The following is a 26,029-nucleotide window of genomic DNA, read 5'->3' on the forward strand; positions in this document are numbered from 1 at the left end:
CAAGTTCATAAGCTAACTCAATCATCTTTAGCACAGGTACCTAACCGTTTGCTTTCACTAGAATTAAATCTCCTTGGGTATATCGTGCCAACAGATTGAAACCCATCTGGGCGAGAAGGGCTAGCAGGTGATTCTGACTCGGTGGATTTGGGGGAGCAGGCAGCAAGGGCTACTGGGAGGGAACTTGCGATACCGCCAACACCGACCCATGTAATAAACTCACGACGGTTCATAAAGGTTGTTAGTGCGTGTCTGTTTGGAAATCAGTCTGGGACGATGCACTCAAGAACAAGGGGATGAGGTTGCTTTTAAGGGCTAAACAGCAACAACCAAATTGGTAATGTCAACAAAAGAACACTAGACCCAACAGCCAGTGCTGTAACCGTGAGATCACGGTCAAGATCATAAACTTCCGCAATTACTAAAGTAGCAAAAGCTGGAGGCATTGCGGCTTGCAGAACGATGACTAATCGGGGTAGACCAGTAATGCCCAACTGCAATAACCCAATCCCTAAAATCAACGGGATGACAAGCATTTTGATGACCAGGCTCACTGATGCCTGTTTCAAGTTGCTCCAGGAATCTAGCTGGCTCAATCGCATCCCAATTAATACTAACGAAAGTGCGATCGCACTCCAGGCAATTCCTTGCAAAGCTTGTTCAACCAACTCAGGCAGTGGAATCTGACGAAAACCTAGCCCAAATCCCAAACTCCATAACGCTGGGTTTTGCAGTAGTGCTTGGACTAGCTGTTGGTAACTCTGTGACTCCTTGCCAAAACGAGCAGCAAGCAAGACACCCAAGCCGTAGGCACCAACTGTAGTCCCCAGCATGTCATAAAAAATTGCCCAACCAAAGTATTGTTCTCCTACCAAAGCGAGGGTAATTGGAAAGCCCAAGTAGCCTGTGTTACCAAGCATTGCCGACAGGAGAAAACTGCCTTGTGTTGGTCTACTCCAAGATGACTCCTGAAGTGGCTTGTTGCTACTATTGGCAGGCTGTCTGAGTGATTGTCCTTGAATCCAACTCCAGGCTAATACCGCCCCTAAAAAAATTGCTATCCAGGCAGCCACTGGCGCAATCCAAATTGCTCCGGATAAGTCGGCACCTCGGAGGAAGGTAATAATACTGAGGGGAACGCCAATCCAGAAGAGAAATTGACCAATGAACGTTGGTAGTGCCTTTGATGCATAACGTCCTAAAACCCATCCCAGCAAGACACCGCCTCCTAGCTGAATATAGAGTTTGAGTAGTGGTTCTAAAAGCTCAGTATTGAAGCTGGGCATAGCTTGATTCAGTAGAGAGGCAACTTCCAAAAATGGTAAGTCAGTCTCTAGAAAATGGGTGATTTGAGCTTACATACGGTGGCAACTGCTAGACTGGCTCAAGACTAAAATTTGGGTAAGTGTAAGTATTGATTCTCAGTGCAGGAGTGGATTCTTGAATAACGCGGGTCTCCCAAAAAAACCAGCTAAACTTTCAGCGCCACCTGAAGATGATATTCCGGAGGCGATGCGGGATACACCGGATGTCAAACGCGGTCGATTAAGTCCTGTGCTACTCATTGTTGGGCTAGTCGGGGCAGGAGCGATCGCACTCTTGCTCAGTTTCTCGCTTGCTAACAGTCCTAAACCGAAGCCAATTGCACAGTCCTCACCCCAATCAACCTCTACTGATACTTCAGTCTCCCCTAACCCACAAGCTACACAAGAGGATGCGATTCTAGGACATTTTGCCTACGAAGAAGCACCCGCCTCAGAGTTACGACCTATACTACCTGGTAGTCAAATCAAACTCCGGGCAGCGGCGGCTCAGCAATTTCAAGCGATGGTCGCAGCCGCACAGGCAAGTGGTGTCGTATTAGTGCCAATTTCGGGTTTTCGTTCCGCCTCTGAACAGCAGCATCTGTTTTTTGATATCAAGAAACAGCGAGGACAAGTTGCTACCAAGCGAGCAGAAGTTAGCGCTCCCCCTGGCTACAGTGAGCATCACACTGGCTACGCCGTGGATATTGGTGATGCTCAGACACCAGCAACAAACCTAAATCCTAACTTTGAGAATACAGCAGCCTTTAAGTGGCTTGAGCAGAATGCTGCTTACTACAGCTTTGAACTGTCTTTTCCCAGGAATAACCCTCAAGGAGTCAGTTATGAGCCGTGGCACTGGCGCTTTGTTGGCGATCGCAATAGCCTAGAAACCTTCTACAAGGCGAAAAACTTAACTAGTCCTGCACCGTCTCCAACAGCCGAGGCTTCCCCAAACCCTTGAATACGGGGAGATAAACTCCCCATTTCCCAATCTCCTTTGGTGACCTAGATTTGTAACAAAAGCTGAAAACGTTTTACAAATAGTAATCATCAGGAGTTCACCACCAACCGTAAAACGAATGCAGCAAACTGCCCTGAACTTAATTGCGATCGGTGTCTTTGGTATGACACTCTCAGCACTGCTGGGACCAATGTTCAACCTCTCACCCGCTATTCCTGCGGTTGCGACTCTTAGTGTCTTGAGCCTTGCCACACTTGATAGCTTCCGCTTCCAAGGCAGAGGGGTAACCTTGCTGTTAGATTGGTTGGCTAGTGCCTCCGGTCAGCATCGCGATCGCATTCTCCGCCACGAAGCGGGTCACTTTCTTGTTGCTTACTTCCTAGGAATTCCAATTACTGGCTACACTCTGACCGCGTGGGAAGCCTTCCAGCAAGGGCAACCGGGGCTAGGGGGAGTCACCTTTGATTCTGCGGGACTCTCAACAGGCACGCTTGCTGTTGGCGAAATGCGATTAACCTTAGAGCGTTTTTGTACTGTTTGGATGGCTGGGATTGCAGCAGAAACTCTAGTCTACGGCAGCGCTGAGGGAGGCGTAGAAGACCGACAGAAACTCATAGAAGCTTTAACTTCATTAGGGCGTCCTATTAGTGAGTTACAAATGAAAGAACGATGGGCAACTCGGCAAGCTCACACAATTATTGAAGAACACTGGGCATCTTATGAAGCGCTAGTTGAGGCAATGAAACAACGAGCCTCAGTAACAGCGTGTTATCAGATAATTCAGCAACATTGCCAAAATTAATTGGGTAAACCTCAATAGTTTTTGTCTTAACCTTCCTAATTCCTCTAACAACCAACAACTAACAACTAATAACCATCTTCACCACCAAAAACCTGATTACGACCACTAGATTTTGCCCGCAGCAGGTTGTGGTCAGCACGCCACAGTAAACTTTCTCCTTTCAGGTCATCTTCTGAATTAAGAGAAGCGCACCCTAGACTAATAGTAATTTCAAGAGCTAATGCCCCATCAATGTTAAAGGGTTGATCACTAATGAGTTTTCGTAGGCGTCCGGCTACAATTTGGGCTTCCTGAAAGTTAGTTTGACTGAGAATAATTACAAATTCTTCACCACCATAGCGAAACAGGGTGTCCTGAACTCGCAGGTTGTGTTGTAGACGTGCTGTGAGTAGTTGAAGAACGCGATCGCCTACTTGATGCCCATAGTTGTCGTTGACGGACTTAAAATAGTCCACATCCAGCATAATCAGGCTCAAAGGTGTCGATTGGATCAGAGCATTTTGAATTTGTCGGGGTAAATCCCATTCCATTGCCCGACGATTGCTCAATTCTGTCAAGGGATCGGCTAACGCCATCGTCGAGAGTACGTCATTCGTTTGCATCAACTCTCGGTAAAGTTTGACGCCTCTTAACCCAGCTTGAATTTGCGCCCTTAGCAGTCGCTTGCCTTCAATATCCTCTTGCTCCCCAGTTCCTGTTAGGGTCAGCCCTAAGTAAGCATCTGCCCCATTTTCTAGGGCTTCAGCACAAGCTACCCAATCCGGACGTTGGTCTGATAGCCTTTCGTCTTCACTGATATTGGACTGGTCGTTGACCAAAATACAGTAGATCCAGCCCAACTGAGTCTGTTCTTTAATCTGAGAACACAGTTCCAAACTCCCTATCTGCGTTGCTTGCAAAATCAAAACAGCAGGTTGTTTCGTTTGAATCAGGACTAAAGCCTCATCAATATTAGAAGATGCCTCGACTGTGCCAGACATCAGATAGCGAATCTGGTTAACGAATGTGGAGAGAAACCGCTCATTTCCAACCACCAATACAGAAGCATCCATTGTTGTATGTAGCTCTTGAAAGCAAAGGCATTGACCCTGACTAAAAGATGTCAAAACTTCCATCACCTAAATGTTTTAGTTGTGAGATATATCAATAACCCGCTCCGCTCTCTTCTAATAATCCCTGGTTTCTACAGGTCGCAGTAGTAGCGATTCCCTATTTAACTAACAAGTTTGCAAAATCTTTAAGAAAAGTCATCAATACACTGATTTTTTTGAAGCTGACGTGAACAGATTGCTTTGTTCTTGTTGACTGGTTCGCAACGACGAAGCCTCAGGGAAATATTCAACGCACGTTACAAAGCAATCTGCAAAGTCGGCAAAAGCTAAAATAAGTCCTTGCTAGTTCTGACAAAGTTGTCGAAAACTAAGTAAGCGTAGCTTTAGTTCTTTTAGTAAATGACGCAAGTTAAGCCAAATGCATTTAAGTTGCCTTTCGCTACCAGCCGTTAAAGCAAAAGATTAAGGAGCAAAGGAATACTTCCGAAACCTTTCCCTTCATCTTTGAATCTAAATTAATAATTTTGCCTTGCTAATGAAGGCTTATTAGCTTAAAAGGGCTAGGAAATCTTAGCTTAACCGCCAATTCCTAGCCCCCAGTTCCAAGACAACAAGTTCTGTTTAATTACGCTAGCGACTGAACTTGCACGTTGCTAATTAATAAGCTTTCTTGTGGGATAGGCAGAATAGCCCGTCCAGATTATGCTTTCTTAGAGGTACAGACGCTGATTCCTATTCGACAGAGTAGCCTACTGCTACGATCATCTGTTTTATTGATGCTTCGGAAGCTTCAGTTTCTACACTGACTGTCTTTGCTTGGACATCAACATCCACCTTAGCGTCTGACTCATGGGTGAGGATTTCGTCTGTAATAGTTTTTGCACAACCATCACAGGAGATATTTGGAACTTTAAACTTCATTGTCGCCATAGCTAAAACCTATTTGTGGAATTTTCCTTACATTCAATCTTTAATTGTAATACTCTATTGAACACTCAGCGCCTATTTCCACTAACGTTAGTCGAATCAGGCTTGAGACAATATTAGGTTAATGTTCTTGTTCCCATTCGCACTTATGAATCAAATGAGAGGTTACTGGCTAGTTTTTATGGCTTAAAAATTTAATGGGTCTAACCAAGTGCGGCTAGACCCATTTAAGTACAAAAGTTTGAGTTTTCAACAAGTTAACTGTTTGACGATCAATCGTGAAGTACTAGAGTTTACATCTCTCACAGCTTCACCTTATCTTGCTCCAACATAGTTGCGTCTTTACTAGACCTTGGTTTGGCTTTTTCCAGTTAATACTGGTATTTGCCCCATAAAGCTATGCTTGGTTGGTTTCTACTGTGGTTAGGTCATAGATCAGGGACATCACATCTATGCCTGGTTGGTTTTCTCCTGTTGCTTGTCCGGAGCTTGATGTCCACTCTTTAAAATTAACACGGTACTTATTAGCGGCTGAATGATATTTACCAAAGTTGATGAGTCTTTACGAACTGCAAGTCTTGTATTAAGAAGTGAGAATCGTCTCAGTTTTTGCAATGCCTAAAATGTCATGCGGTACAATTTATTGCTGCTAAATCGAATCAAGCCGTTTTCTAAGGACGGACTCTCGAACTCTCACAGCAGAGAACGGAAGTCTCTTACCCTAATTCATATCTTGCACCTGGCGGTTGAAGTCGCAGCTACACAAACACGCACCTGCCTGGAGCAGGCTACAAAATCCTCACTAAAGCTCCGGTTGATTTTTGGCTTTCTCACATTCGGGCAAGAAGCCTAATGCATGGCAAAGGCAGCAACATTGCATAAACAAATGTAAAAATAGATAACAACTTAACCGATAAGCGAAAGCTTTATAGGAGTGATGAGTCTAATAGCGCGGCTGGTTGCAGCTATGTCAAGGCTTTTCAGCTCTTGGTGCCTTTGGTACCGTTGCAAAGAGTGCTGACGCACTACGGTTGCGTTTTAACTCAAGGTGTGATTAAGCTCAAACTTCACGCCTCGAAATGTTTGATCTCTAGCCCTTTTTTTAAGACCATGTCTGTTCCCCATTTCCTCAGCGGTAGCGAAATCCGGCAAACATTCCTTGACTTTTATGCCCAACGGGGGCACAAGATGCTGCCAAGTGCCTCTTTAGTACCGGAAGATCCAACCGTGCTGCTGACGATCGCGGGGATGTTGCCCTTTAAACCGATTTTCTTAGGGCAGCGATCGCCTGAAGTTCCTCGCGCTACCACGTCCCAAAAGTGCATCCGCAACAACGATATTGAGAACGTCGGACGCACAGCACGGCATCACACATTCTTTGAGATGCTAGGCAACTTCAGCTTTGGGGACTACTTCAAAGAACAGGCGATCGCATGGGCATGGGAACTGTCAACAAAGGTTTTTGGCTTACCTCCAGAACGCCTTATCGTAAGTGTCTTCAGAGATGACGACGAAGCGTTTGCCATCTGGCGCGACCAAATCGGCATCCCCGCTCATCGGATTCAACGCATGGGAGAGGACGATAACTTCTGGACATCTGGCCCTACTGGCCCTTGTGGTCCCTGTTCAGAAATTTACTATGACTTCCATCCCGAACAAGGTGATGAACATATTGATTTGGAAGACGACAGTCGGTTCATCGAGTTCTACAACTTGGTGTTCATGCAATACAACCGGGATGCAGAAGGAAATCTGATACCGCTGAAAAATAAGAACATTGACACGGGTATGGGATTGGAGAGGATGGCACAAATCCTCCAAGGTGTCCCGAATAACTACGAAACCGACCTGATTTTCCCGATTGTTCAAACCGCAGCTAAGATTGCGGGAATCGACTACGACAAGAGTGACGAAACTACCAAAGTGTCCCTTAAGGTAATTGGTGACCATGTTCGGGCAGTTGTCCACATGATTGCCGATGGAATTACTGCTTCAAATACAGGACGAGGCTATGTGTTGCGCCGCTTGCTGCGCCGTGTAGTGCGTCATGGACGTTTGATTGGGATTCACGGTGAATTTACGTCTCAAGTCGCTGAGAGTGCGATCGCACTTTCCGAATCTGCCTACCCCAATGTCCGGAAACGGGCAGATGCCATCAAAGCAGAAATGCTACGCGAAGAATCCCAATTCCTCAAAACCTTGGAACGTGGCGAGAAAATGCTAGCGGATGTAATAGAAGCTTTCAAAAAAAATGTGCAGCAAGCACAGGACATACAAGACACGAGGTTGGGAGAAGCATTTAGAGAGAATGTGCAGCAAGCACAGATTTTGGGTCGAGAAGCCTTTATCCTCTATGACACCTACGGCTTTCCGTTGGAACTAACACAGGAAATAGCCGAAGAACAGGGTTTGACTGTGGATATCGAAGGCTTCAAGGAAGAAATGGAGAAGCAGCGTCAACGCTCCCAGGAAGCTCACGAAACTATCGATTTGATGGCTGTCGGTTCCCTGGAAGAACTGGCATCAGGTACTGCTACTACTGAGTTTCTAGGCTACACTTTACCGTCCACTACAGCTCAGGTGAGTGTACTTATTGCGGATGGTCAGCAAGTAGAATCAGCTCAGGCTGGTGCAAAGGTACAAGTGATTCTCGACCAGACTCCGTTTTATGCGGAATCTGGAGGACAAATTGGCGATCGCGGCTACTTAACAGGTGAAGATGTTGTAGTAAGAATTGAAGACGTTAAGAAAGAAACAAGTCTTTTTGTTCACTTCGGTCATATAGAGCGAGGTACGTTGCAATTAGGAGCCACAGTAACGGCTCAAATTGATCGTGTCTGCCGTCGTCGCGCTCAAGCTAACCACACGGCAACGCATCTGCTACAAGCCGCACTGAAACAGATTGTTGACCCTTCCATCTCTCAAGCTGGTTCCTTGGTTGCTTTTGACCGTTTGCGCTTTGATTTCCACTGCCCTCGTTCTCTAACACCCGACGAGTTGCAACAAGTTGAGGAACAGGTCAATACCTGGATTGGTGAGGCTCATACGGCTGAAATAGAAGTGATGCCGATTGCCCAGGCGAAAGCTAAGGGTGCGATCGCAATGTTTGGAGAAAAGTATGGTGATGAGGTGCGGGTAATTGATTTCCCTGGTGTCTCAATGGAACTGTGTGGTGGGACTCATGTGAGTAATACCGCTGAGATTGGGGTGTTTAAAATTGTTTCTGAAGCTGGGGTTGCGGCTGGTATCCGGCGGATTGAAGCAGTTGCCGGACCAGCCGTGTTAGATTACCTGAATGTGCGGGATAAAGTGGTTCGGGAATTAAGCGATCGCTTTAAAGCCAAACCGGAAGAACTAACTGACCGTATCACGAATCTTCAGAATGAACTCAAGACATCCCAAAAACAGTTGGAAGCCCTCAAACAAGAACTTGCCTTAGCAAAATCTGACCAACTTTTAGCGCAAGCTGAATCAATTGGTGAGTTCAAAATTCTTGTTGCGACGATGGGAGACGTTGATGCGGATGCTCTGAAAACAGCCGCAGAACGTTTGCAGCAAAAACTAGGAGAAAGTGCTGTGGTACTAGCTTCTGTTCCTGAAGCAGACAAAGTAAGTTTGGTGGCGGCTTTTAGTAGAGGTGTCAACGAAAAAGGCTTACAAGCAGGGAGGTTTATTGGCGCAATTGCTAAACTCTGCGGTGGTGGTGGTGGTGGACGCCCCAACCTCGCTCAAGCAGGTGGACGTGATGCCAGTAAATTAACAGAAGCTCTCTCAAGCGCACGCGAACAACTACACTCTGCGTTGAGTTAACCGAGTGCTAAGTTGTTATGCATTGAATTTGTAATATGCACTCATGGCGAAAAGGTTAAAGGGAAAGAGGAAAAGGTTATTCCTTTTTACCTTTCACCCTTTCCCTTTTCCCTAAAACCGATTCGTTAAATATGCAACGGAGATGCACAACAGCTTGGGTAGATTGGTATGATTAGCTTAATTAGAAACTTATCAACGAGGTAAATTTGTAGACGGAGGGAAGTTTATGCAGAGAATCGTAATTATCGCTCTGGTAGTTGTGGAGTTGGTTTTACTATCTCTATTAACACTAAAGCCTGCTGAAGCAAAGCTTAGTGACTCGCCAATGTATACTTGGGGCTTTGCTTCTGTTGGCAGTAATAAAGTGGTTTGTAAGAAGCTTGCCTTTCATCCAGAAAAATGGACACCACCAGCTTCTGCTAATCAAGGAACTGTGAAACTACACTCTACAACAGCGATTGTTAATGATAGCTATTGTGCTAATTTAGCTAAGCCAGTTGTTGCCAGCAATCAATCTCCTGAAAATAGAGGTCAGTAAACCTCTTGCATGAATCCTTGAGTACTCTCTTGCATCACCCAATCCTGGGGAAATTAGAATTCTTGTTCCCCCAAATTGGGGAGCGAGAACTTGATTCGTGCAAACCAATCAAGGCAATACGCCCCTACAAGAGAAACCTAAAGAGACTTTACTGTGGTAACTTCGTCAACTGCCGACGAAGTTCCTCCTTTGCCTCCTTCGCAAATTGAATACTGCTAAGCCTCGATTGTGAAAAACATTAAGCTGCTGCTAGAAAACATCCATTCTCAAGCCAACAAATCATCCAATAGCACACTAAAACCCTTTAAAACCTTTTGCGTACTGACCACTTGACCCGATGTAAACATCAACCCCTGATTTTCAGTAATTACCATCACCCATCTACTCTCAGGAAACACTAACCAAACTTCTTCGCCCCCAGACTCTAAATACTCCTGCGCTTTTAGCAACACATTTTCAGCGATATCTGTAGGCGAAACAATCTCCGCACACAAGGGAAAACTCTGTGGCAAAGTAGCCTCATTACCAAACTGCGCTACAAGTTCAGGAGTAAGATAAGCGACATCAGGAGAGCGTCCCTGCTTATTAGTACGGCAAGGTACATCTGTGTAAACTTCTCCACCTTTTCCGCTGGAATCCTTGTAGTTTTCCCAATGACGTCCAAGCCTTAACTGAATTTTGCCATGCCTAAGTGTCATGCCATTTTTCTCTACTAGTTGACCATCCACCCACTCCATATGATCGGGAGGATTCGCCACAAAATCTTCTAATGAAAAATTGTCTTTGACAAGAGTGGAAATTAGCATTGTTGTTTCCTCATCGCTGTCTCAATTATTCCTAATTTTCTGTCTCCCATCAGTGGGATAACAACATGGCTTTGCGATCGCCCATCCCAGTCTAGTCAGTGGGTATTGCTCGAAACGACCGAGGAAAGAGCTAATTTCTCTAAGCCTCTTTTTCGATATTCCCTTTCTCACATCTCTTAAAGCCACTGCCCACCTTTAAAACGCCAACGGGGAAACAAAATCCGCATCAGCGCCTGAGAAGCGGTAAAAATTCCGATCCAGACCAAGCTGTAGTGCAAAGCAAATGCTGGAAGGGGTAAATCGCGTGGTACTCCAGGTAAGCCAAAGGTTTTAATTGCAGTAGCGACAAAAATAGCTTCCCAAATACCAGCTAGCAGTTGAAAAGCGGCAGGCCAGTCGCGATCCCACCGAAACTGCTGGAGATAGTTGTAAACCACATCCCAAATTAATCCGAAAGCAGCAACATAGCCCAAAATCCAGTAATAAGCTAGGTTAGCTCCGGAACCAATGATGCCGAAACGAAAGGGTAAGGTAAGTAGGAGACCTACTGTGGCAAAGAGTAGGATTCGAGTTTGCCAACGCCCAAAGAGTGTAGGAGTCAAATCGCGAAAGCTCCAATTCAAAATTATCAGTTCAAAAAATCAGCAAGGAGATTGATTGGCTATCCACTTTAGCCATTGAGTGGAGGAACCTACAAGGTTCAATCGCCCGATTCCAGGAGCTTTGGTTGAGGCGATCCCATCTACTGATTGTAGAGCGGCATACTGCAAGCCGAGGAAGCTATCAACGGCTGCATAAGGACCACCGAGAGTAATTGCGCCTGCGGCATACATCCGACCTCGTGACCCACGCATTTCTACCAGTTCAAAATCGTTACTAACGCTCAAACGCCCTAAAGTATTGAGAGGTAAGCTGTACTGAGTGACCAAATCATTGAGTAGAGGGTTAGCTGTCACCTTCGCATCAAGACCTGTAGCATCAATAATAAAGTCAGCCTCCAGACGCATCTGCCCCTTGAATTTTTTCTCTTGGATGTAGGTAATCACGCAGTCTTGCTCACGCTCAACTCGTTCAACTTCCCCAAATTCAATTTTGTACCAGCCTTGATTCACCCCTTCATCAACAATGCGTTTCCAATCCCGACGGTCAGCCGTGGTTGTACCGCCCCAGTCAGCAATTAAGCGTTGTCGTTGTTGAGGGTCAGCTTTTTCTAGAGTTGCTCGGAGTTCGCCACCCCAGCAAGCTTTCGGCCAGTTGAAGGGTTGAAATTCATAGTGGTGTTTAACGAGACGTTGGGACTTGCCAAATTTGTTACCTTGAGGTCTTGGCGATCGCATTAAATGCACTAACCGAATCTGCGGGTTGTTCTTCCGTGCTTCATAAAGTCGCTGCACAATGCGCGACGCAACAATCCCCCGACCCCGAATCAATACAGTCCCACCACGCTGCTCTAACTGTTCGTAAACATGATCGTGTGGTTCATAAGCATTCACAACTGATTTAAAATCATTGGTTCGCTCCCGATACGCTTGCAAATCCGGAAGAAACTTAATCGCTGGATAGCCTGTTGCGATGTGAACATATCGGGCAACAAGGAAAGCATGGTCACGGCGTCCACCGCGAGTTCGGGAATAGGCTATGCAATACCGTCCATCTGTAGTTTTCCGAATCGAACGGACACTACCATAACGAAATATCTGCTCCCAACCAATTCGCTTCGCTTCCCGATCTAGTGAATCAAACACATTACCAGCACGCGGCGTGTAAGTTTGTGCAAAAGTCGGTTCAGCAAATACCTGCCATAAATACCCAAAAGCTTCACCCAAACGCCCTCGAACTAAATCGTGCCATGCTTCCCGCAACGCATAGCTGGGCCAACCCCAAATATTATCAGGGCAAGAATCAGAATTAGAGCGCAACCGCTCATGCAGGGGAATCTGTGAACTCAGACAAAGTTGTTTGTAACGACTGTAGGGCTGGGCTTCAATCCCCAAAGCGGCAATCTGAGAACTCTTCACCCCAGAAATTCTCAAAAAATCTACCCAAACAAAACTGCCCAACCCAGCCCCAACGGCTACATAATCCACTTCATCCACAGGCAATCCTGTAGCATGAAGGTCTTGCACAGCCACCTCAGAAGCCTGAAATACTGGCGGCGGAAAGGAAGGATGACCTGCTGGGTCGCCTCTGCCGGGTACTATTGGCTGTGGTGACGGTTGGCTGGGGTCTGGTAATTGTGTATTGGGGTTAAAGAAAATCTGTGAATTACCAGAAGGTGCAGGTACCTGTGTTCTCGCACCAAAGTTCACAGTAATCTGGTAGGGACCAATTTGTAGTGTGTCACCATTTGCTAAAGAAGCCCGGTTGTTCACTACAACACGAGTACCGTTCAAAAAGCTACCGTTGCGGCTATTTTGGTCAATCACTACCAACCCACCGCTATCTTGGTCAATCAAGGCATGGAAGTGAGACACCTCAAGACTATTCAGAACCATCCGAGAGACAGGATGCCCTTGAATCTCGGTTGGCATCCCATTAAAATCACGACCTAGGGCAATTGGCAGAGTTAGCCTAGGTTCTCGTCGGTCTCCGGTGGCTGGATCATCCCAGCTTAACTGAATTCGCAATGGTGCAGAATTCATCAAAACACCTCCGTTGCGGGAAACTCTGCGTCTTTAGACCAGAGAGGAACGCACATGAGAGCGAATTTATTCGCCTACAGACTTCAACAGGCATAGTTGTATCCATCCTTTCTATGAACAACTTGACAGTATTTGTGGCTGATTCCTTGAACTAGTCCAGTCTTGTCCGAGATATTGAAACTTCCGGTTGAACGCACAGCAACACGTCCAACGTAGAGTCCGATTTTCTTTCCTTGGGTAACAGCCGCTTTCACGATGTCACCCGTCTGGAATCCTCGAACAAACTTGTTTCTAGGAACATGACGAGAGGGGAACCCAAACTTATCAGTACGACACATCTGACGGGTTCCGTGACCTGTTGCCTTAATCAACAAGGGTTGAGTAGTGAGGATTTGTAGATTATCTACATTCCCCACGCAAGCCGCATCGATATAGTGATGCTTTGATAGCTCCAAACGAATGCGATTATATTTGGTTTTTCCACCACTTCCCGTTTCAACAGGTAATCCTGTCTGCTTGAGCCGATTGAACAATGCCCATCGAGTTGAGTTTACGGCTGCGGCATCTTTGAGTGGACGCTTAGCTTGAGTTAGAACATGACTCAAAACATCAGGTTTGTTCCTGAGAAAAACCTCAATATCTTGGGTTCCTTTTTTGAGATTGCAGGGTTCGCAACTCAGGCAGAGATTGGAGACTCTATCTGTACCCCCTTTAGCTCTGGGATGAATGTGTTCCACTTGCAAAGGGACGTTTTCCACTCCACAGTAAGCACACTTTCTTTCCCACTTTGCTAATAGATATTCGCGCACTTCATAGCCGAACAAGGTTCCCTGTTGGTATTCGATGCCCGATATCTCTGGGTTATCTTGCTTTTGCAAATCAAACCGCACTAACTCTTGAGAAATTCCAGTAATAGGTGCATATCGCCTAAGTCGATTCACCCAAGTTAAGGTTGTCTCTACTCGATGCTGAAGGCTTGGTGCTAGCCATCCTTTAAGACGACTGCGGTTCAAAAACCTTGCTTTACGATAGCGAGTTTTACGGTGTCTCCTCCCACGTCTTAACGCTCTACGAGATTCAAGCGAATCCTTAATTTGCTGTCCACGATGAGTTAGTTCTCCTGCCCAAACTACCTTTTCTTCCTGGAGCAAGGCGATTCCCGTAGTCTTGGAACCTGGGTCTAGTTTTAGCTGCATTGGCTTCGGCTTGTTCTCGACCGCTTGGTTCAGAATTATCGTGAATGGGTAGCGTCGAAACACCTTAGCCTTCTTTGCCTTGAGCAGGCTTCTGGCTACTCCTGGTGTACAAGGATTAAGTGGCTTCCGATTGGTATCGACAACGAGAACGTAGTTAGGTTTAGACATTGTTGCGTCTCTCCTGAAATTCGTAACGTTAGCTTCGCCAATGTTCAGAGTCGGTACTTTCCAAAACGCACTTCCTTAAACCCCAAGCGAGATGTTTAACGTTTTGGTTCTAGAGCTTGGATCTAGCTACGCAATCCAAGGTAGGAACTTTAACTCTTGCTCTGAACGTAGTCTACGACTAAGGCTGGTCAGCTACCTGAAATCGGAGGCTCGAAGCCCCGGTACTTCAGTCGGGGGTGCTGACCCTTTCTTACTCTTCATTAGGTGGGTGTCATCAAAACACTGACGGCTGCCGCTAAAGATGTTCCGCACCACTGACATCCAAAATCTATCCGTTCATAGGGAGAAGTGCGATGGCAATGAGGACACTGCAAGCCGTAGGATTCAATAGCTGAAGTTGGTTGATGGGGGGCGAAAAACGCTTGTGGTGACAGCAAAATTGTGGGAGGGATGCCAGCATTCGTTGTAAACAGAGAAATAGCCGTGACAGTTACTTCCACTTGCCCCAAATAGATCGTGCTACCTTCGCTTAAACGGACTTCATCCTGAATAATTTGCCGTCCATCTACCACCGGAGGATTACTAATGCGAAGGTTGCGTAGGGCAAATGAGTGCTGTTGAGGGTGATAAAAGATTTCGACGTGTAGCCCTGATACAGTTGGGTCACTAAAAACAAAATCACACCGCGCTGGGTCACGACCAAGCCTTACCGTGCCTGGATTCTTACTCGGCTGTTGGTCATAAATCGTTTCTGTTCTAGTCCGACCTGCTTCTTGCCACTCCAACGTTAATTCGTTCATTGCCCTGATTTTGAACTTACTAATAAAAATTTCAAGTGATAAGTGCTTGATTCCTAACTATGATTTTGGCTAGGAATAGATGGGGTTGGCTAGATAATGGAATAGAATTTAATGTGGATTGCCTGGAAAAAGCCAGGATTAGAGCATTAGATGGGCATATACCATACGCTCATACCACAGACTCACCCCCATGCTTGTGCAACTTAGAGCCACACTCTCAGGGGGAGTCTATGTCGATAAAGGCTTGTTTAGAGGATTTCCAGCAAACCTCTCAGTTGATGCTGATGGGTGAGTGATTGATTACCCTGAAACGTTTAGAAGAGCTTGGACTCAGTAAGCAAGTAGGAAAGAAGACGCGATCGCACTTCTAGAAAAGTTAGCCAAAAACTTCTTTTGTAGCCCCCCTACTCCTGCAACTACCGATAGTAGTCTACAATCACTCCCGCTTTTACCAACTTGACCAGTGAATCAAGATTAAAGCTGTTCAAGGCTTTACATAGATTTTCAAACTGTGCATATCTCTCCAAGCCATAGGCACTGTCTGCGTAGCCCATCAGTTTACAGAACTCCTCATAATCTGCCTTCCAATGAAGGGCATTAAGGGCTTCAACAAAAACTTTGATTTCCTTATAAGTTAATTCGTTTGTTACTTTAGTTACCATATTCTGCCTACCGTAGTTCGCACTTTGGAATGAGTTGCGGGAATCTTGCTTTTGAAACAGACGGAGCAAAAGGCTCTAACCAAGAACCACAGTTGAGCTATTTGTCTTCCACCTTATGAAGGATGTACTCTTAAACTCAACCAGTTCAATATCTGGCGAAACTCCCTGATTGAAAGTGATTGAGTCCTGTTCGACCTGTGAAAGTGATAGGCTTTTCTTGTGATTGCAATAATTCAACCCAGTGAGGCAAGACAGCTAGAAAGTGTGATCTCGATTACTGGTATAAAGATTATTTCCCAAACTGGACACAGTAAGTTGAGCGATTTGATAGATGCGATCGCTTCATTGACGATTAGGCAGGTGTAAAAACAGAGTTCTACTTAATTTCTAATAGTTGTGACTGAACCGACTAGTGGGGCTTGTGCGATCGCATCTAAACCAATCGACTGCAAGAGAGCTGTCCAGTCTTCTGCTAGTTGTGGATCATTGGGATTTGCCTCACGAAGCTGTACGAGACTAGTTACAGTGTCATACCAAAGACCTGCATTAGCATAGATGGAAGGACGATCTTTTGGTGCTGCCTTCTCTAACTCATTAGCAAGCGTTGGTGTCAGCTCATTTCGTTGAATCCAACCTTCTAGAACAATATCTTGACCTCGGTCAGTTGGGTCACAAACAATTGCAAAGTTCCATTTATAAGTTTTGCCAACTTCTAGTGAAGGTGAAGCAAGACTCTCCTTAGGAAGACTCACGCTAACTATACCTGGAACATCAGACAAGTCTACGGCTGTTTCGTAGACTACTTGATCATCTGAGTCTTGTAGGGTGAATTCAACCTCCTTAGTCGTCGGTTGAGGTATATGGAAAAAGAACGTTGGGTTTGCTGCAACTGTCAAACCAATTTGGGTTGAGGGTAATAAAGCAACGGGGCGCTGTACTTCAGAACTGCAACCGCCACGCGAGGCTCCTGCTGTACGGTTACGAGGAGCTTTGATGTTTGGCAGCCTAAATCTTAGCCTTGCCACCCAGACTGCTGAGTTCCGCTCAACTTGTGGAGAAAACCTTTGGGCTGATACATATCCCAGCGCTGGTAGGTGAATACCCATCGCCAGCGCTACTGTTAAGGAAAAAGACAGTGTTCGCAGATGTTTAGAAAGCATAGTTTCCATGGTCTTTTTAGATTACAGCGCGTTACTTATGCTCCATTATCAGAGCTAACAAATAATACTCGACGAAAGTAGAGTTTTAACGTAACGCTATTTTGTGTACAGCAGGGATTTCAAAACCGTTGAGTAGGTAGAGTGTAAATCAACGTCTGTAAAACGAGGACTCAAAATCCAAAATCTATAGTAATTTTCAGTTGAATGAAATACAAGGGTTAGATATACGTGGTGGTATGAGCAATTGTGCAAACCTTTACCTAGTTTTATGGATAGAAGCCAAGTCAAGTTTGTAAAATTGGAGTACTCTCCAATACGGCTCGATCCCAATTTCCTAAATTAGCTGCTGCCTCGTAGGTACTTTGGAGGAAGCTAAGGAGAACTTCATCAGGATTGTCAGCTTGCTGCACGACTTCATAAGGTAGGATAAACTCTCCCATCTGAGAGTTGTAAAATGCTTCTTTTGGCTGGATGAGATAGTCTGCAAATCCCTCCGGTGTAGGGTAGGCGTAAGCATAAAAAATAGGTTCTATCACTGCCCCACCCCCTGGCCAGAAACCACAGCTACTCACTTCATGCGAATACGCCTCTCGTGTTACCCAATCTGCCATGTTAGGAACTCCACCAGGATGTTCTGGAGCAAGCCGTCCAGAAAAGCGAGTCACGGCAAGGTCAAAACTGCCCCAAAAAAAGTGTACAGGACTGCTTTTACCAATGAAACGCGATCGGAACGTTGTCATTATCCGGTCTGCTTGCAGGAGAATACGCCAAAACCGCTGTGCGTACTCTGGATCATAAGCGGTATGTTTGTAGTCCTGCTCAAAGGGGATAGGTTCCTGTACTTCCTGCGGCATCGTCCAAATCTGAACACTGATATTGAGCGAACGTAATGTCTCCATCAGCTCTTGGTAAAATTCCGCCACAGAGCGGGGAACAAGCGCAATTTTACGGGTTGTGCCGTCGCTGGTGTCGATTTGTAACTGGTGTTCGAGAAAATTGAAGCTAATCTCAAACGTGCGCGTTCCACAAGCGATTGAAGAGGTTGTCAGTCCACGCGGCGTTACATACAAAGTAGAATGCCACCAATGATTAATTTTCGGAGCTAACGTTAGCCGGATTTTGCCAACGATCTGAGTCCACATATGGAGTGTTTCATAAGTGTCTTGCCACTCTGCAAGAGGCAGACTCGGCCAGGTAGTATCAATGAGCGTGCCATGAACGGGATCTGCCATGATGCAAGCCTCCGGTGGGAATTCAGATTAGGGAGAGTACCAGATGGAAACGGCTGTATGGATTAGCTCAATGCTCTGTTAAAGCTAGGCTACAGCTTACTGAGATAGACAAGTACATTAAATAGTATGCATATCTAGCAATATGTGCAAATAGCAGTAAAGGTTTGTCAATAACTGTCAGTGCGATCGCGCTTCAGGACTCATTTGGATGATGGTCGGACTAAATCATTCGATGCTTGAAGGCGAGCGCTCTTTTATTGTGCCGACGGTATCTAAAACTAAGTTCCGCAATGGTGCCTCTCCCGTACTTATGGTGGAAACTCCCCTATTAGTGATAGCTTCCCAAAAAATGTTGTCCTGGAGGCCTTACCCTAAAAGGTTTTATTACTAATCACCTTTGTTTATCACCCTAGCTACGGGAGAGCCGAGAGCGTAGACAATTCTAAAACTAGATGTGGGCAATCTCTGCTGTAGGCAATCCATCACGCTTGAACCTCTTATCTTCTGGTGTCATTACGATACCTGTAATTTTTTTCCAGGTTTGAGAATCTGTGGCAGCGATAAATTTTCGTCCATCATTAAGTTCGCACGTAAAGGTGATTTCAGTTCTTTGCCCTTTAGCCATTGCTCCAGCTACTCCGCCAGCGATGAGACCTAGACCACCAGTGAGGAGTCCGGCAGCCAACCCAGTGGCGATTCCCCAACCAGCGGACGATGCAATACTTTTGATCTGTTCCTGGTCAACCATCTCTGCCGATTTGATAGTATTCAGATCTAATTTCCTGTACTCACTTCCAACATTAGTGACTACTTCAGGAAAAACATCGATAAACAAGAACTTAGTATCCCACTTGCCCGCAGGAATTTCTCCACCAAGCACATTAATTCGTGCCACTGTCATTCCTCCCTTCATTAAACTGCCAGACTGAATTTTTGGCTCAATTCCCCTGACTCAACCGACCTACTCTACTCAGACCTAAATATTTATTCAATTGCCCAGTGCGGTTTAACACTCGTATCTGGAACACTATTCACACTTGGTAATCTAAATCCGGAACTCTAAAGGTTAGTGAAATAGATGCAGGAGACCAGGGAACAATTGCTCCTCTTCGCTATTGATTGGTTGTGAGGAACTTAGTTAGTTATCTCAAATTCTCTTGAGAAACGCTTATATTTCGTACTGGCTAACTTTTTTACTATCAAGCCGATATAGCGGTGTAATAGCTTATTGGTTTACCAGCTACTCTCGTCGAATTTTTTCACCATTGAGCCTTTCGCCTAAATTGGTGAATAACTCTATCAGGCGGTCATCAACTTGCCGTAACTCGCTCTTAAATCGTTTGTGAGACACTTGATTGTAAAACTGCCTGAGAATAATGATGCTTCCCAACCAAATAGCTATCTTATACTGAGAAGATTTCATACAAATGATTGCAAAGAGCTTGATGAGTTCATGCACATCATACTGGTCTTCACCCTTTTGAGGCTGAACTTTGCTTTCATCCGTATGACCCCACTTGAAAGCTTTGTTGAATCCTTTCTTATTCAATCCTTTCTCATCTGCATCTGGGAGATTAGCAACAAACTGCTCTAAGCTAAGATTAACATTGGATACGTCGTGAATGAGTTTGTTTCTGACTTCAGACAATGTTTTAATAAATCTTTTGGAGTTAGATTCCAAGAGACCCATGCTATTCAAAAAAGCTATCTTACCCGTTCTAGAATTGCTCAGTTCTAGAAAGCTTATAACATCCCGCGCTTCCGGTTTGTCCAGAACTTCAACCAACAGGTGAGTGGCTGCCGCTTCGATGAGCGAATGCAGTTTTATAACGAACGACCAATCATCTTCTTCCAGCAAACCGTTAAAGAAAGCTGGAGTAACGCCTAACTCAGCTTCCAAATCCTTGAAAAAAGCAAATTGAGGGATATCTAGAAAAAAGGGAGTATGTTCGGTCATTGTAGTAGCCTTACGTTCAAGAAATTTGCTGCATCGAAACGCCGCGCCCAAGGAGACACTAGCTTTGTAAAATATCTGTTGCAATGGGCGCAAGAAGAGCGCACTATCCTCCTCGAAGTCTACTCCTCCAAAGCTGAGGCAGCACGAAAAGCGATCGCACTCCTCATCGAAATCCACACTTCCAAAGCTGAGGCAGCAAGAGAAGTGAGATGCTGTGAACTACCCAAATTTCCAACTTAAACTTAGCTCTGACCCCTCAAAAACGTATTAGGGTCGATTCCCGAATTCCGAAGTCGCTCAAGTAAAGACTCTAATCTAGCTTCCGCTTCTTCAGCCCTAGATTCAGCTTGTTCGGCTCGCTGTCTCTCCTGTTCCGCTTCAGTAGGAATCCAATTACCTTGAGCATCATAGCAACGCAACCACAACCGTTCGATTCCTTGAAACTCCCCTTGCCACAACATTAAGCCCAACTCTAACTCCGGCATCCACACTTGCGACTGCTGTAAGTCCAGTTCTAGATAATGCGCCCCATCCAGTTTAAAAGCTCGTAACTGATTGGTATAACGACTAAAAACTACATAGTAAGGAATCCGTAAAATCTGCTCGTAAACCTCCCATTTTCGCGGTGGTTTCTCCTCACTCTGAGGTTCAATCGTTTGCCCATTATCTGCAACCTTCTTAGATTCAGGAGGCAGTTTTTCCTCGTCAAATTCCCCTAAGTCTTCTTTCTCTGTACCTGGAGAAAGCAATTCCACAATCACATAAGGATTTATGCCCTCTTGCCAAACGACGTAAGATAAGCGCATATCGACTTCATCATAAAGTCGGGGTACCCCTACAACGCCAAACCAGTCCGGTCGCTTGTACCATTGAGCATGACGCACGTCATAGTAGAGGTTCATGTCACTAGCGCTGAATACTTGAGAAGCCGGATAGTTTGGCGGGCAAAACGTGAGACTTAATAATTGCGGTTGCAAGTCATGGAATTCGTCAGGCAAACCAGGTTCCTCTGGATCTTCGCTAGGCAGATCATACATCGTAGGGAGCGTTTCTCTAGGCGACAAGGGCGGGTCAGTTTGAGGAACGGGGTATTTGTACGGAAACATAGAGGTTGGGGAATGCTGGCTCTATGCTAACAGTACACGCTCGTTTGACCTGTTCCCTACAGGCAATTTGAAGGCACATTAGCTTATTACGACGTAGATTTTTCCCTCGCTCCGAAAACAGCGATCGCAACTCCACCCAACAACACAATTGCACCCACTAGTACCAGCAATCCAGGCACTTCATTAAAAATTAAATAGCCAAGAAAACTAGAACTAACAGGTTCAAACAAAATCGCCAGCGTAACAAGTGTCGGAGAAATCCAGCGCACCGACCAATTTAACGTTGTATGCCCTACCACTTGTGAGGCAACAGCCATTAGAAGGATGTAGAGGTAAACCGCAACTGGGTAGCCACTGTAGTTTGTACCAAAGATTAACGGTAGAGGCAAAAGTACCAAAGCTCCTGTGCTGTAGGCAACAACAACATAACTACCAATGCCTAAACCCCGCCGCTGCGCTTCACGTCCCAAGAGAAAATACAAACTTGCCATCCAAGCCCCTGCCAGTGCAAGAAAGTTACCGAGTAGCGGATTAGTCGCCGCACTAACTACCCCCACATCCCCCGATGCAATCAGCACACCACCCATAAACGCAACTCCAATCCCAAGAATCGTTAGCTTGGTTGGTTTTTCCTTAAACCAAAGCCAAGAAAATAAGGCAACCCAAACAGGATTAGTTGTAACAAGAGTAGTAGAGACGGCAATTGAGGTGAAAGACAGTGAGGTGATCCAAGTGCCAAAGTGTACAGCAAGACAAATACCCGCCGCGATCGCATAACGCAATGCACCCGGACTGAGTTGACTTGGCTGGAGGTTCCGCCACGCAGGAAGTAGTAATAGAGAAGCGATCGCTAAACGTGAGGCAGAGACAAAAAGGCTAAATCCTACCCCACTGACACCCGCAGAGGCGATGGCTAGCCGAATAAAAATTGCGGCTGTCGAAACCGCAAAGACACCAGCAACTAGAATCAATCCCACCTGCCACTTCAGTGGCTGATCGAGAATTCTCAATGTTTTGCCTTAAATCAATTAATTAGCCACCGTGAAGCATCATATCGACTTGGCAGTGACTTAAGCTATGCATCATCAAGTAAACTGCCCATCTTGGCATATTACATGGCAATCCATTGCACTAAGCTGTTCTAAGCCTGGTTCATCCTATTCAACACTCATCCCCCGATCCCCGTGGACATCGTAACGGTGCAACAGTTCCAAGACAACATTTTTGCTAACTTGAGTGTGATTCACGTAGTACGCGATCGCATTTATGCTGCTATCTCCACGATTCCTGAAACCGAGGCATGGCTACAAACACTTGGGCTACTAATGCTTTTTACACTAATTGCTTTGCCACTCGGATTTCATTCGGGATTCCTGCAAGTTGAGGTTTTAAAAACGTCTTGGAAAACAGGACTTGGGATTATCGCTACCTCTTTAATAACCCCAGCAGTAACAGAAGAGTTATTTTTCCGTGTTTTATTTCTCCCACAGACGACTGAACATGTATCTATATCAAAGCTGTGGCTCTGGGGAATTATAAGTTTGGTGATATTTGTTGTCTATCACCCCCTCAATGCCTTGAGCTTTTTTTCACAGGGACTTGAGACGTTTTTTAATTCAGCTTTCTTACTCTTAGCAACACTATTAGGTATTACCTGTAGCCTTGCTTACCTACAAAGTGGCTCCCTTTGGACACCTGTTGTCATTCACTGGCTAGCTGTTGTTGTCTGGTTACTCTTTCTGGGTGGTTATAGAAAACTGTATGAAGTTGTACAAAAATAATCTTAAATATAGAAGCCAACAACCAACAACTAATAATCTATGCCTGATTTACCACCACTAACCAGCGACACAGTTTGGGCAATTTTGAATGAAAAAATTGATGATGACACAGTAAACAAGTTAGTTTGGCACTGTCTGGGTTATCACTACGATGCCGTTGCCGCCAAATGGAACGCTACAGAGGTTACTCCTGACTGGCAGGAGGCATATCCTGAACCGCCAGATTTCATTGAAAGCCGTCCTGCAACAGTGAAACTGACTCGCTCTATTCCCCAAGAAAACAAGCAGTTGCTGAAAGAGCAGTTAGGTTTTAAGGGGTACAAGATAGGAGAATTTGGCCCTCGACAGACTCGTCGAGCTACTGCCGCCAATTGGTTACTGAGTTACATGAAAGAGAAAGGCTTAACAAAGTAGGTTCGATAACGTTTCTTAGCTAAACGAGGTACAGTTCAAAGCTGTGAAACAAGCGCGACTAGTCAGGAAAATAAAAAAGCTGATGGCTGATAGCTGACCACTAACTGCGATAAAGCTATAGATACTGAGGTAGAGTAGACCCTGAAGATAGTGAAAAAGCGATCGCTAAAACCCTGGAAGTTATTCACTCTACAGGATTTTGCTGGAATCGGACTTAGCGCTTTTCCTTAAAATGGCTTGTGGTCAGTGAGGTTGCGTTTAGTTTCTACATAGTAGATAGGCTCACCAGTATCATTGCAGACAACAAACGTTTCCAGTTCCAGCGTTAGTAAGTGTCCGCTCTTGGTATAACTGGTGACTTGACCACAAAAGCGACCATTGTTAAGTAACTCCTTCCGGATGAGCGCAAACACCTCTTCTCCTAAGTGGAAAGCAGCGGTAAGTTTTGCAAGCTCATCATCACTGTAGCCCAGTAGCAAGGAATGAGCAGGATTCTGTTGAATGTAGCGACCTTTGAAATCAAGGATCGCCATCGCCTCGCTATATTGAGCAATAATTGCCCAATACAAATCTGCTCTTTCTTCCGCCTGTTTACGCTGGGTAATATCACGAACAAAGCTTTGAATTGCTAGCTGACCTCCATATTCAACCACACGACTACTAATTTCTACTGGCATCTGTGAGCCTTGCTTACACTGGTGAACGTGCTCAAATGTCACGCTGCCTGTCTTCCACAAATGCTCAAGTATGTCTGCACGGTGTTCAGGGTCCATTGGTGGACTAAATACCTCAGCCGGTAAACTCAAAAGTTGCTTGCGGGTATATCCTAATCGTCGTGCCCCATGCTCATTAACATCCAAAAGGACTTGGGTTGAGGAATCGGTGATAAAGATTGAATCGTGTGCCCACTCAAACAAGTTGCGGTAGTTTTTTTCCGATTCTCGTAGCAACTCTTCAGCTTGCTTACGCTCAGTAATATCTCTAGCCGTGTATACTACTGCCTCAATACTACCGTCAGGCGTGTTGATGGGGCTGAGAATGTACTCGTAGTCTCTAACGCCATTAACCGTTGGCAGACTAATTTCCTCCGCAATCGACTGCCCTGTCGCAAAGGCTATTTGACGTTTTGCCTCGAAAGGCTTCATTGTATCTGCTGGTAAGCCGAGTTGCTGCCAAGTCTTACCATACAGATCAGACTGCTCTAACCCGAATGACTGCATGAAGGCACGATTGGCATAGGTGTACCGCCCTAACCTGTCATACATACAAACATGATCTACAGATGCAGAGAGAACCTGTTCGAGCATCCTCGCTCGCTGCTCAACCTTTGCGGCTAGGACTTGCAGAGCCTGATGAACTCCACCGTTTTGCTCTTCAGCAGATTTTGACTCTTGGCTGATAACGTTGCTAGCGTCTGTCACATCCTCAGACGCATTAAGACTTTGTGCTTGGGACACTTGTTGGGGTGGTAACAAGACATCATCAAGGAAAGCTTGACCAGCAACCGTATCATGATTTAACTCCTCTATACGATTAACGCTGTTGTATGACAGCGTGCCTCGATTCAGCTCAACCAACGATTGATTCAAGCCAGCAACCCCTTCGCTTAATGCCTCCTGTTGTTCTTGAAGCTTTTTTATTAAAGTGGGTGCTGCTGTACTCGTTCGTAATTCAAACACTTGCTTGAGCGCATCAATTACCACAGCAGTTTTGCATTTACCTGTTGCAGTAGCTTGAGACGTAATCGCTTGTATCAGGTCTTCTGGCAGCCTGAATGTCACTACCCTAGTAGCCATTTTATGTCCCATTAAGTTAAGTCCATAAAACTTCTCAATTTTATCTAACTTAATACATTGAAATTAATATTAATATAGCTCTTCTGTAAATAGTCTGTAAATCTTTGATGAATTTGCTGATTAGCCAATCAGTTTCTTCTTAGTTGAGCAATATTTGGCGAGAGGCTTTCTTGCGACACCAAGGAAAAAGAGAGCTTCATCCAGTGATTGTCATTATAGCTCATTATTGCCTTTTACTAAGTTTTATGAGAGTAATAAAGAACGTTGGCTACTTCCTTCTCTCCTCATTCAGGGAGTCCAAGCTTCTACTCAGACAGGCTTAGACCTTTGTAAATTGCTTTTGTTTGGATAACCTGAAATGACGTATAGTTATCGGTCTACAGTCTGGGAACACAATATTAGAAATTTTAATCAAAGATATTAGTTTTATATATTTAAGTTAGATACTTAAGCTCAACTGATTTAGGTTGAGAAGGCAAAGCGAAATCTGTATGTAGTTTTTGGGAGATAATTCTGCAAAGAAAGGATTATACATCCGAAAACTAAGAGGCTCTGACTGAAGCCAAGTTTTTGCTACCCATCGAAACGTTCTTGTCATAAACACTTTTGAGCTTTCACAAGCTAGGTTTCTATTAAAGCTAAATTAGCCGAAGTAAGTGTTTTACTAATTCTACAGTCAGCTAAAAAAGTCGCTATAAATTGATTGCTTTAAGTATTAAATTGGAAGTTTTAGAGATTTACTACTAGTCGTCCCTCTCACCTCCCACGTTGTATCCTGTTGTCCCCGAACAATGGCAATAGAACAAAGGTGAAAGCTTAATTATTCCTTGCTTTTTTCTCTCGCTAAATTAACAGTCTCTTTGAAAAAAGCTTGGTATCACCGCTGTCATACACAGGTGTTAAAACAGGAAA

25 protein-coding genes are annotated in these 26,029 nt (G+C 45.1%); 8 read left to right on the forward strand and 17 right to left on the reverse strand.

Going from position 1 to position 26,029, the window contains the following annotated elements; translation table 11 throughout:
• Nucleotides 1-17 precede the first annotated feature (17 nt).
• Nucleotides 18-233: a hypothetical protein gene (locus H6F98_RS23045; RefSeq protein ID WP_192221051.1), complete on the reverse strand. Its 216-nt coding sequence runs from the start codon at nt 231-233 to the stop codon at nt 18-20.
• Between the two features lie 75 nt (nt 234-308).
• Entirely contained in the window at nt 309-1,286 is a 978-nt protein-coding gene (locus tag H6F98_RS23050; RefSeq protein ID WP_192221052.1) for an AEC family transporter, read from the reverse strand.
• Between the two features lie 154 nt (nt 1,287-1,440).
• Between H6F98_RS23050 and H6F98_RS23055 the strand changes: the two genes are divergently transcribed.
• Together H6F98_RS23055 and H6F98_RS23060 are read left to right on the forward strand one after the other, a co-directional pair.
• Nucleotides 1,441-2,268 (forward strand): D-alanyl-D-alanine carboxypeptidase family protein, encoded by an 828-nt coding sequence (locus H6F98_RS23055; RefSeq protein WP_242058661.1) that lies wholly within the window; start codon nt 1,441-1,443, stop codon nt 2,266-2,268.
• Between the two features lie 118 nt (nt 2,269-2,386).
• Nucleotides 2,387-3,070 (forward strand): ATP-dependent Zn protease, encoded by a 684-nt coding sequence (locus tag H6F98_RS23060; protein ID WP_192221053.1) that lies wholly within the window; start codon nt 2,387-2,389, stop codon nt 3,068-3,070.
• Nucleotides 3,071-3,135: 65 nt separating this feature from the next.
• Here H6F98_RS23060 and H6F98_RS23065 read toward each other — a convergent pair whose 3' ends face one another.
• Both H6F98_RS23065 and H6F98_RS23070 read right to left on the reverse strand, forming a co-directional pair.
• A complete protein-coding gene (locus H6F98_RS23065) occupies nt 3,136-4,122 on the reverse strand; it encodes a diguanylate cyclase (protein WP_192221054.1) in 987 nt (328 codons plus the stop codon).
• 732 nt (nt 4,123-4,854) lie between these two features.
• Nucleotides 4,855-5,052, reverse strand: a complete 198-nt coding sequence (locus H6F98_RS23070; RefSeq protein WP_242058662.1) for a heavy-metal-associated domain-containing protein — start codon at nt 5,050-5,052, stop codon at nt 4,855-4,857.
• A gap of 1,107 nt (nt 5,053-6,159) precedes the next feature.
• Here H6F98_RS23070 and alaS point away from each other — a divergent pair.
• Together alaS and H6F98_RS23080 are read left to right on the forward strand one after the other, a co-directional pair.
• Nucleotides 6,160-8,859 (forward strand): alanine--tRNA ligase, encoded by a 2,700-nt coding sequence (gene alaS / locus H6F98_RS23075; protein WP_192221055.1) that lies wholly within the window; start codon nt 6,160-6,162, stop codon nt 8,857-8,859.
• A 226-nt stretch (nt 8,860-9,085) separates the two neighbouring features.
• Nucleotides 9,086-9,397, forward strand: a complete 312-nt coding sequence (locus H6F98_RS23080) for a hypothetical protein (RefSeq protein WP_192221056.1) — start codon at nt 9,086-9,088, stop codon at nt 9,395-9,397.
• A 266-nt stretch (nt 9,398-9,663) separates the two neighbouring features.
• On the opposite strand, the gene H6F98_RS23085 is transcribed toward H6F98_RS23080, so the two are convergent.
• From H6F98_RS23085 to H6F98_RS23110, 6 genes are all read right to left on the reverse strand, one after another.
• Nucleotides 9,664-10,203, reverse strand: coding sequence for a Uma2 family endonuclease (locus H6F98_RS23085; RefSeq protein WP_192221057.1), 540 nt, complete (start codon nt 10,201-10,203; stop codon nt 9,664-9,666).
• Between the two features lie 176 nt (nt 10,204-10,379).
• On the reverse strand, nt 10,380-10,805 hold the full coding sequence (locus tag H6F98_RS23090) for a hypothetical protein (protein WP_192221058.1): 426 nt from the start codon (nt 10,803-10,805) through the stop codon (nt 10,380-10,382).
• Between the two features lie 39 nt (nt 10,806-10,844).
• Nucleotides 10,845-12,845, reverse strand: coding sequence for an FHA domain-containing protein (locus tag H6F98_RS23095; protein WP_192221059.1), 2,001 nt, complete (start codon nt 12,843-12,845; stop codon nt 10,845-10,847).
• 83 nt (nt 12,846-12,928) lie between these two features.
• Nucleotides 12,929-14,209, reverse strand: a complete 1,281-nt coding sequence (gene iscB / locus H6F98_RS23100; protein ID WP_192221060.1) for an RNA-guided endonuclease IscB — start codon at nt 14,207-14,209, stop codon at nt 12,929-12,931.
• Between the two features lie 260 nt (nt 14,210-14,469).
• The gene (locus tag H6F98_RS23105) at nt 14,470-15,009 is read right to left on the reverse strand and encodes an FHA domain-containing protein (RefSeq protein ID WP_192221061.1); all 540 of its coding nucleotides are present in this window, start codon (nt 15,007-15,009) and stop codon (nt 14,470-14,472) included.
• 416 nt (nt 15,010-15,425) lie between these two features.
• Nucleotides 15,426-15,671 (reverse strand): hypothetical protein, encoded by a 246-nt coding sequence (locus H6F98_RS23110; RefSeq protein ID WP_192221062.1) that lies wholly within the window; start codon nt 15,669-15,671, stop codon nt 15,426-15,428.
• 219 nt (nt 15,672-15,890) lie between these two features.
• On the opposite strand from H6F98_RS23110, the gene H6F98_RS23115 reads away from it, so the two are divergent.
• Nucleotides 15,891-16,037, forward strand: coding sequence for a hypothetical protein (locus tag H6F98_RS23115; protein WP_192221063.1), 147 nt, complete (start codon nt 15,891-15,893; stop codon nt 16,035-16,037).
• Nucleotides 16,038-16,051: 14 nt separating this feature from the next.
• Here the strand turns inward: H6F98_RS23115 and H6F98_RS23120 are convergent, their stop codons facing one another.
• From H6F98_RS23120 to H6F98_RS23135, 4 genes are all read right to left on the reverse strand, one after another.
• Entirely contained in the window at nt 16,052-16,840 is a 789-nt protein-coding gene (locus H6F98_RS23120; protein ID WP_206759670.1) for a DUF928 domain-containing protein, read from the reverse strand.
• A 275-nt stretch (nt 16,841-17,115) separates the two neighbouring features.
• A complete protein-coding gene (locus H6F98_RS23125; protein WP_192221065.1) occupies nt 17,116-18,063 on the reverse strand; it encodes a DUF5996 family protein in 948 nt (315 codons plus the stop codon).
• 448 nt (nt 18,064-18,511) lie between these two features.
• Nucleotides 18,512-18,958 (reverse strand): hypothetical protein, encoded by a 447-nt coding sequence (locus tag H6F98_RS23130; RefSeq protein ID WP_192221066.1) that lies wholly within the window; start codon nt 18,956-18,958, stop codon nt 18,512-18,514.
• A gap of 345 nt (nt 18,959-19,303) precedes the next feature.
• Nucleotides 19,304-20,020, reverse strand: a complete 717-nt coding sequence (locus tag H6F98_RS23135) for a hypothetical protein (protein ID WP_192221067.1) — start codon at nt 20,018-20,020, stop codon at nt 19,304-19,306.
• Between H6F98_RS23135 and H6F98_RS23140 the strand changes: the two genes are divergently transcribed.
• Nucleotides 20,009-20,260 carry a hypothetical protein gene (locus H6F98_RS23140; RefSeq protein WP_192221068.1) on the forward strand — a complete coding sequence of 84 codons (252 nt, stop codon included), beginning with the start codon at nt 20,009-20,011 and terminating at the stop codon, nt 20,258-20,260. The genes H6F98_RS23135 and H6F98_RS23140 overlap by 12 nt on opposite strands.
• Nucleotides 20,261-20,262: 2 nt before the next feature.
• Here the strand turns inward: H6F98_RS23140 and H6F98_RS23145 are convergent, their stop codons facing one another.
• On the reverse strand, nt 20,263-21,126 hold the full coding sequence (locus tag H6F98_RS23145) for a Uma2 family endonuclease (RefSeq protein ID WP_192221069.1): 864 nt from the start codon (nt 21,124-21,126) through the stop codon (nt 20,263-20,265).
• 86 nt (nt 21,127-21,212) lie between these two features.
• A complete protein-coding gene (locus H6F98_RS23150) occupies nt 21,213-22,136 on the reverse strand; it encodes a DMT family transporter (RefSeq protein WP_192221070.1) in 924 nt (307 codons plus the stop codon).
• A gap of 174 nt (nt 22,137-22,310) precedes the next feature.
• Between H6F98_RS23150 and H6F98_RS23155 the strand changes: the two genes are divergently transcribed.
• Nucleotides 22,311-22,907, forward strand: coding sequence for a type II CAAX prenyl endopeptidase Rce1 family protein (locus tag H6F98_RS23155; protein WP_313929926.1), 597 nt, complete (start codon nt 22,311-22,313; stop codon nt 22,905-22,907).
• 39 nt (nt 22,908-22,946) lie between these two features.
• A complete protein-coding gene (locus H6F98_RS23160; RefSeq protein WP_192221071.1) occupies nt 22,947-23,321 on the forward strand; it encodes a DUF1823 family protein in 375 nt (124 codons plus the stop codon).
• A gap of 227 nt (nt 23,322-23,548) precedes the next feature.
• Here H6F98_RS23160 and H6F98_RS23165 read toward each other — a convergent pair whose 3' ends face one another.
• Entirely contained in the window at nt 23,549-25,117 is a 1,569-nt protein-coding gene (locus tag H6F98_RS23165; RefSeq protein ID WP_192221072.1) for a PAS domain S-box protein, read from the reverse strand.
• Nucleotides 25,118-26,029: the final 912 nt, after the last annotated feature.

Source organism: Microcoleus sp. FACHB-SPT15, assembly GCF_014849525.1.
Classification (GTDB): Bacteria; Cyanobacteriota; Cyanobacteriia; order Cyanobacteriales; family Coleofasciculaceae; genus Symplocastrum; species Symplocastrum torsivum.

Bases quoted from the DNA above. Each gene is read 5' to 3' on its own strand.
- H6F98_RS23050 (WP_192221052.1), bottom strand. From the start codon at position 1,286: ATGCCCAGCTTCAATACTGAGCTTTTAGAACCACTACTCAAACTCTAT.
- H6F98_RS23110 (WP_192221062.1), bottom strand. From the start codon at position 15,671: ATGGTAACTAAAGTAACAAACGAATTAACTTATAAGGAAATCAAAGTT.
- H6F98_RS23060 (WP_192221053.1), top strand. From the start codon at position 2,387: ATGCAGCAAACTGCCCTGAACTTAATTGCGATCGGTGTCTTTGGTATG.
- H6F98_RS23140 (WP_192221068.1), top strand. From the start codon at position 20,009: ATGTTCGGTCATTGTAGTAGCCTTACGTTCAAGAAATTTGCTGCATCG.
- alaS (WP_192221055.1), top strand. From the start codon at position 6,160: ATGTCTGTTCCCCATTTCCTCAGCGGTAGCGAAATCCGGCAAACATTC.
- H6F98_RS23070 (WP_242058662.1), bottom strand. From the start codon at position 5,052: ATGGCGACAATGAAGTTTAAAGTTCCAAATATCTCCTGTGATGGTTGT.
- H6F98_RS23065 (WP_192221054.1), bottom strand. From the start codon at position 4,122: ATGGATGCTTCTGTATTGGTGGTTGGAAATGAGCGGTTTCTCTCCACA.
- H6F98_RS23125 (WP_192221065.1), bottom strand. From the start codon at position 18,063: ATGGCAGATCCCGTTCATGGCACGCTCATTGATACTACCTGGCCGAGT.
- H6F98_RS23160 (WP_192221071.1), top strand. From the start codon at position 22,947: ATGCCTGATTTACCACCACTAACCAGCGACACAGTTTGGGCAATTTTG.
- H6F98_RS23120 (WP_206759670.1), bottom strand. From the start codon at position 16,840: ATGGAAACTATGCTTTCTAAACATCTGCGAACACTGTCTTTTTCCTTA.
- iscB (WP_192221060.1), bottom strand. From the start codon at position 14,209: ATGTCTAAACCTAACTACGTTCTCGTTGTCGATACCAATCGGAAGCCA.
- H6F98_RS23145 (WP_192221069.1), bottom strand. From the start codon at position 21,126: ATGTTTCCGTACAAATACCCCGTTCCTCAAACTGACCCGCCCTTGTCG.
- H6F98_RS23045 (WP_192221051.1), bottom strand. From the start codon at position 233: ATGAACCGTCGTGAGTTTATTACATGGGTCGGTGTTGGCGGTATCGCA.
- H6F98_RS23165 (WP_192221072.1), bottom strand. From the start codon at position 25,117: ATGGCTACTAGGGTAGTGACATTCAGGCTGCCAGAAGACCTGATACAA.
- H6F98_RS23105 (WP_192221061.1), bottom strand. From the start codon at position 15,009: ATGAACGAATTAACGTTGGAGTGGCAAGAAGCAGGTCGGACTAGAACA.
- H6F98_RS23085 (WP_192221057.1), bottom strand. From the start codon at position 10,203: ATGCTAATTTCCACTCTTGTCAAAGACAATTTTTCATTAGAAGATTTT.
- H6F98_RS23080 (WP_192221056.1), top strand. From the start codon at position 9,086: ATGCAGAGAATCGTAATTATCGCTCTGGTAGTTGTGGAGTTGGTTTTA.
- H6F98_RS23135 (WP_192221067.1), bottom strand. From the start codon at position 20,020: ATGACCGAACATACTCCCTTTTTTCTAGATATCCCTCAATTTGCTTTT.
- H6F98_RS23095 (WP_192221059.1), bottom strand. From the start codon at position 12,845: ATGAATTCTGCACCATTGCGAATTCAGTTAAGCTGGGATGATCCAGCC.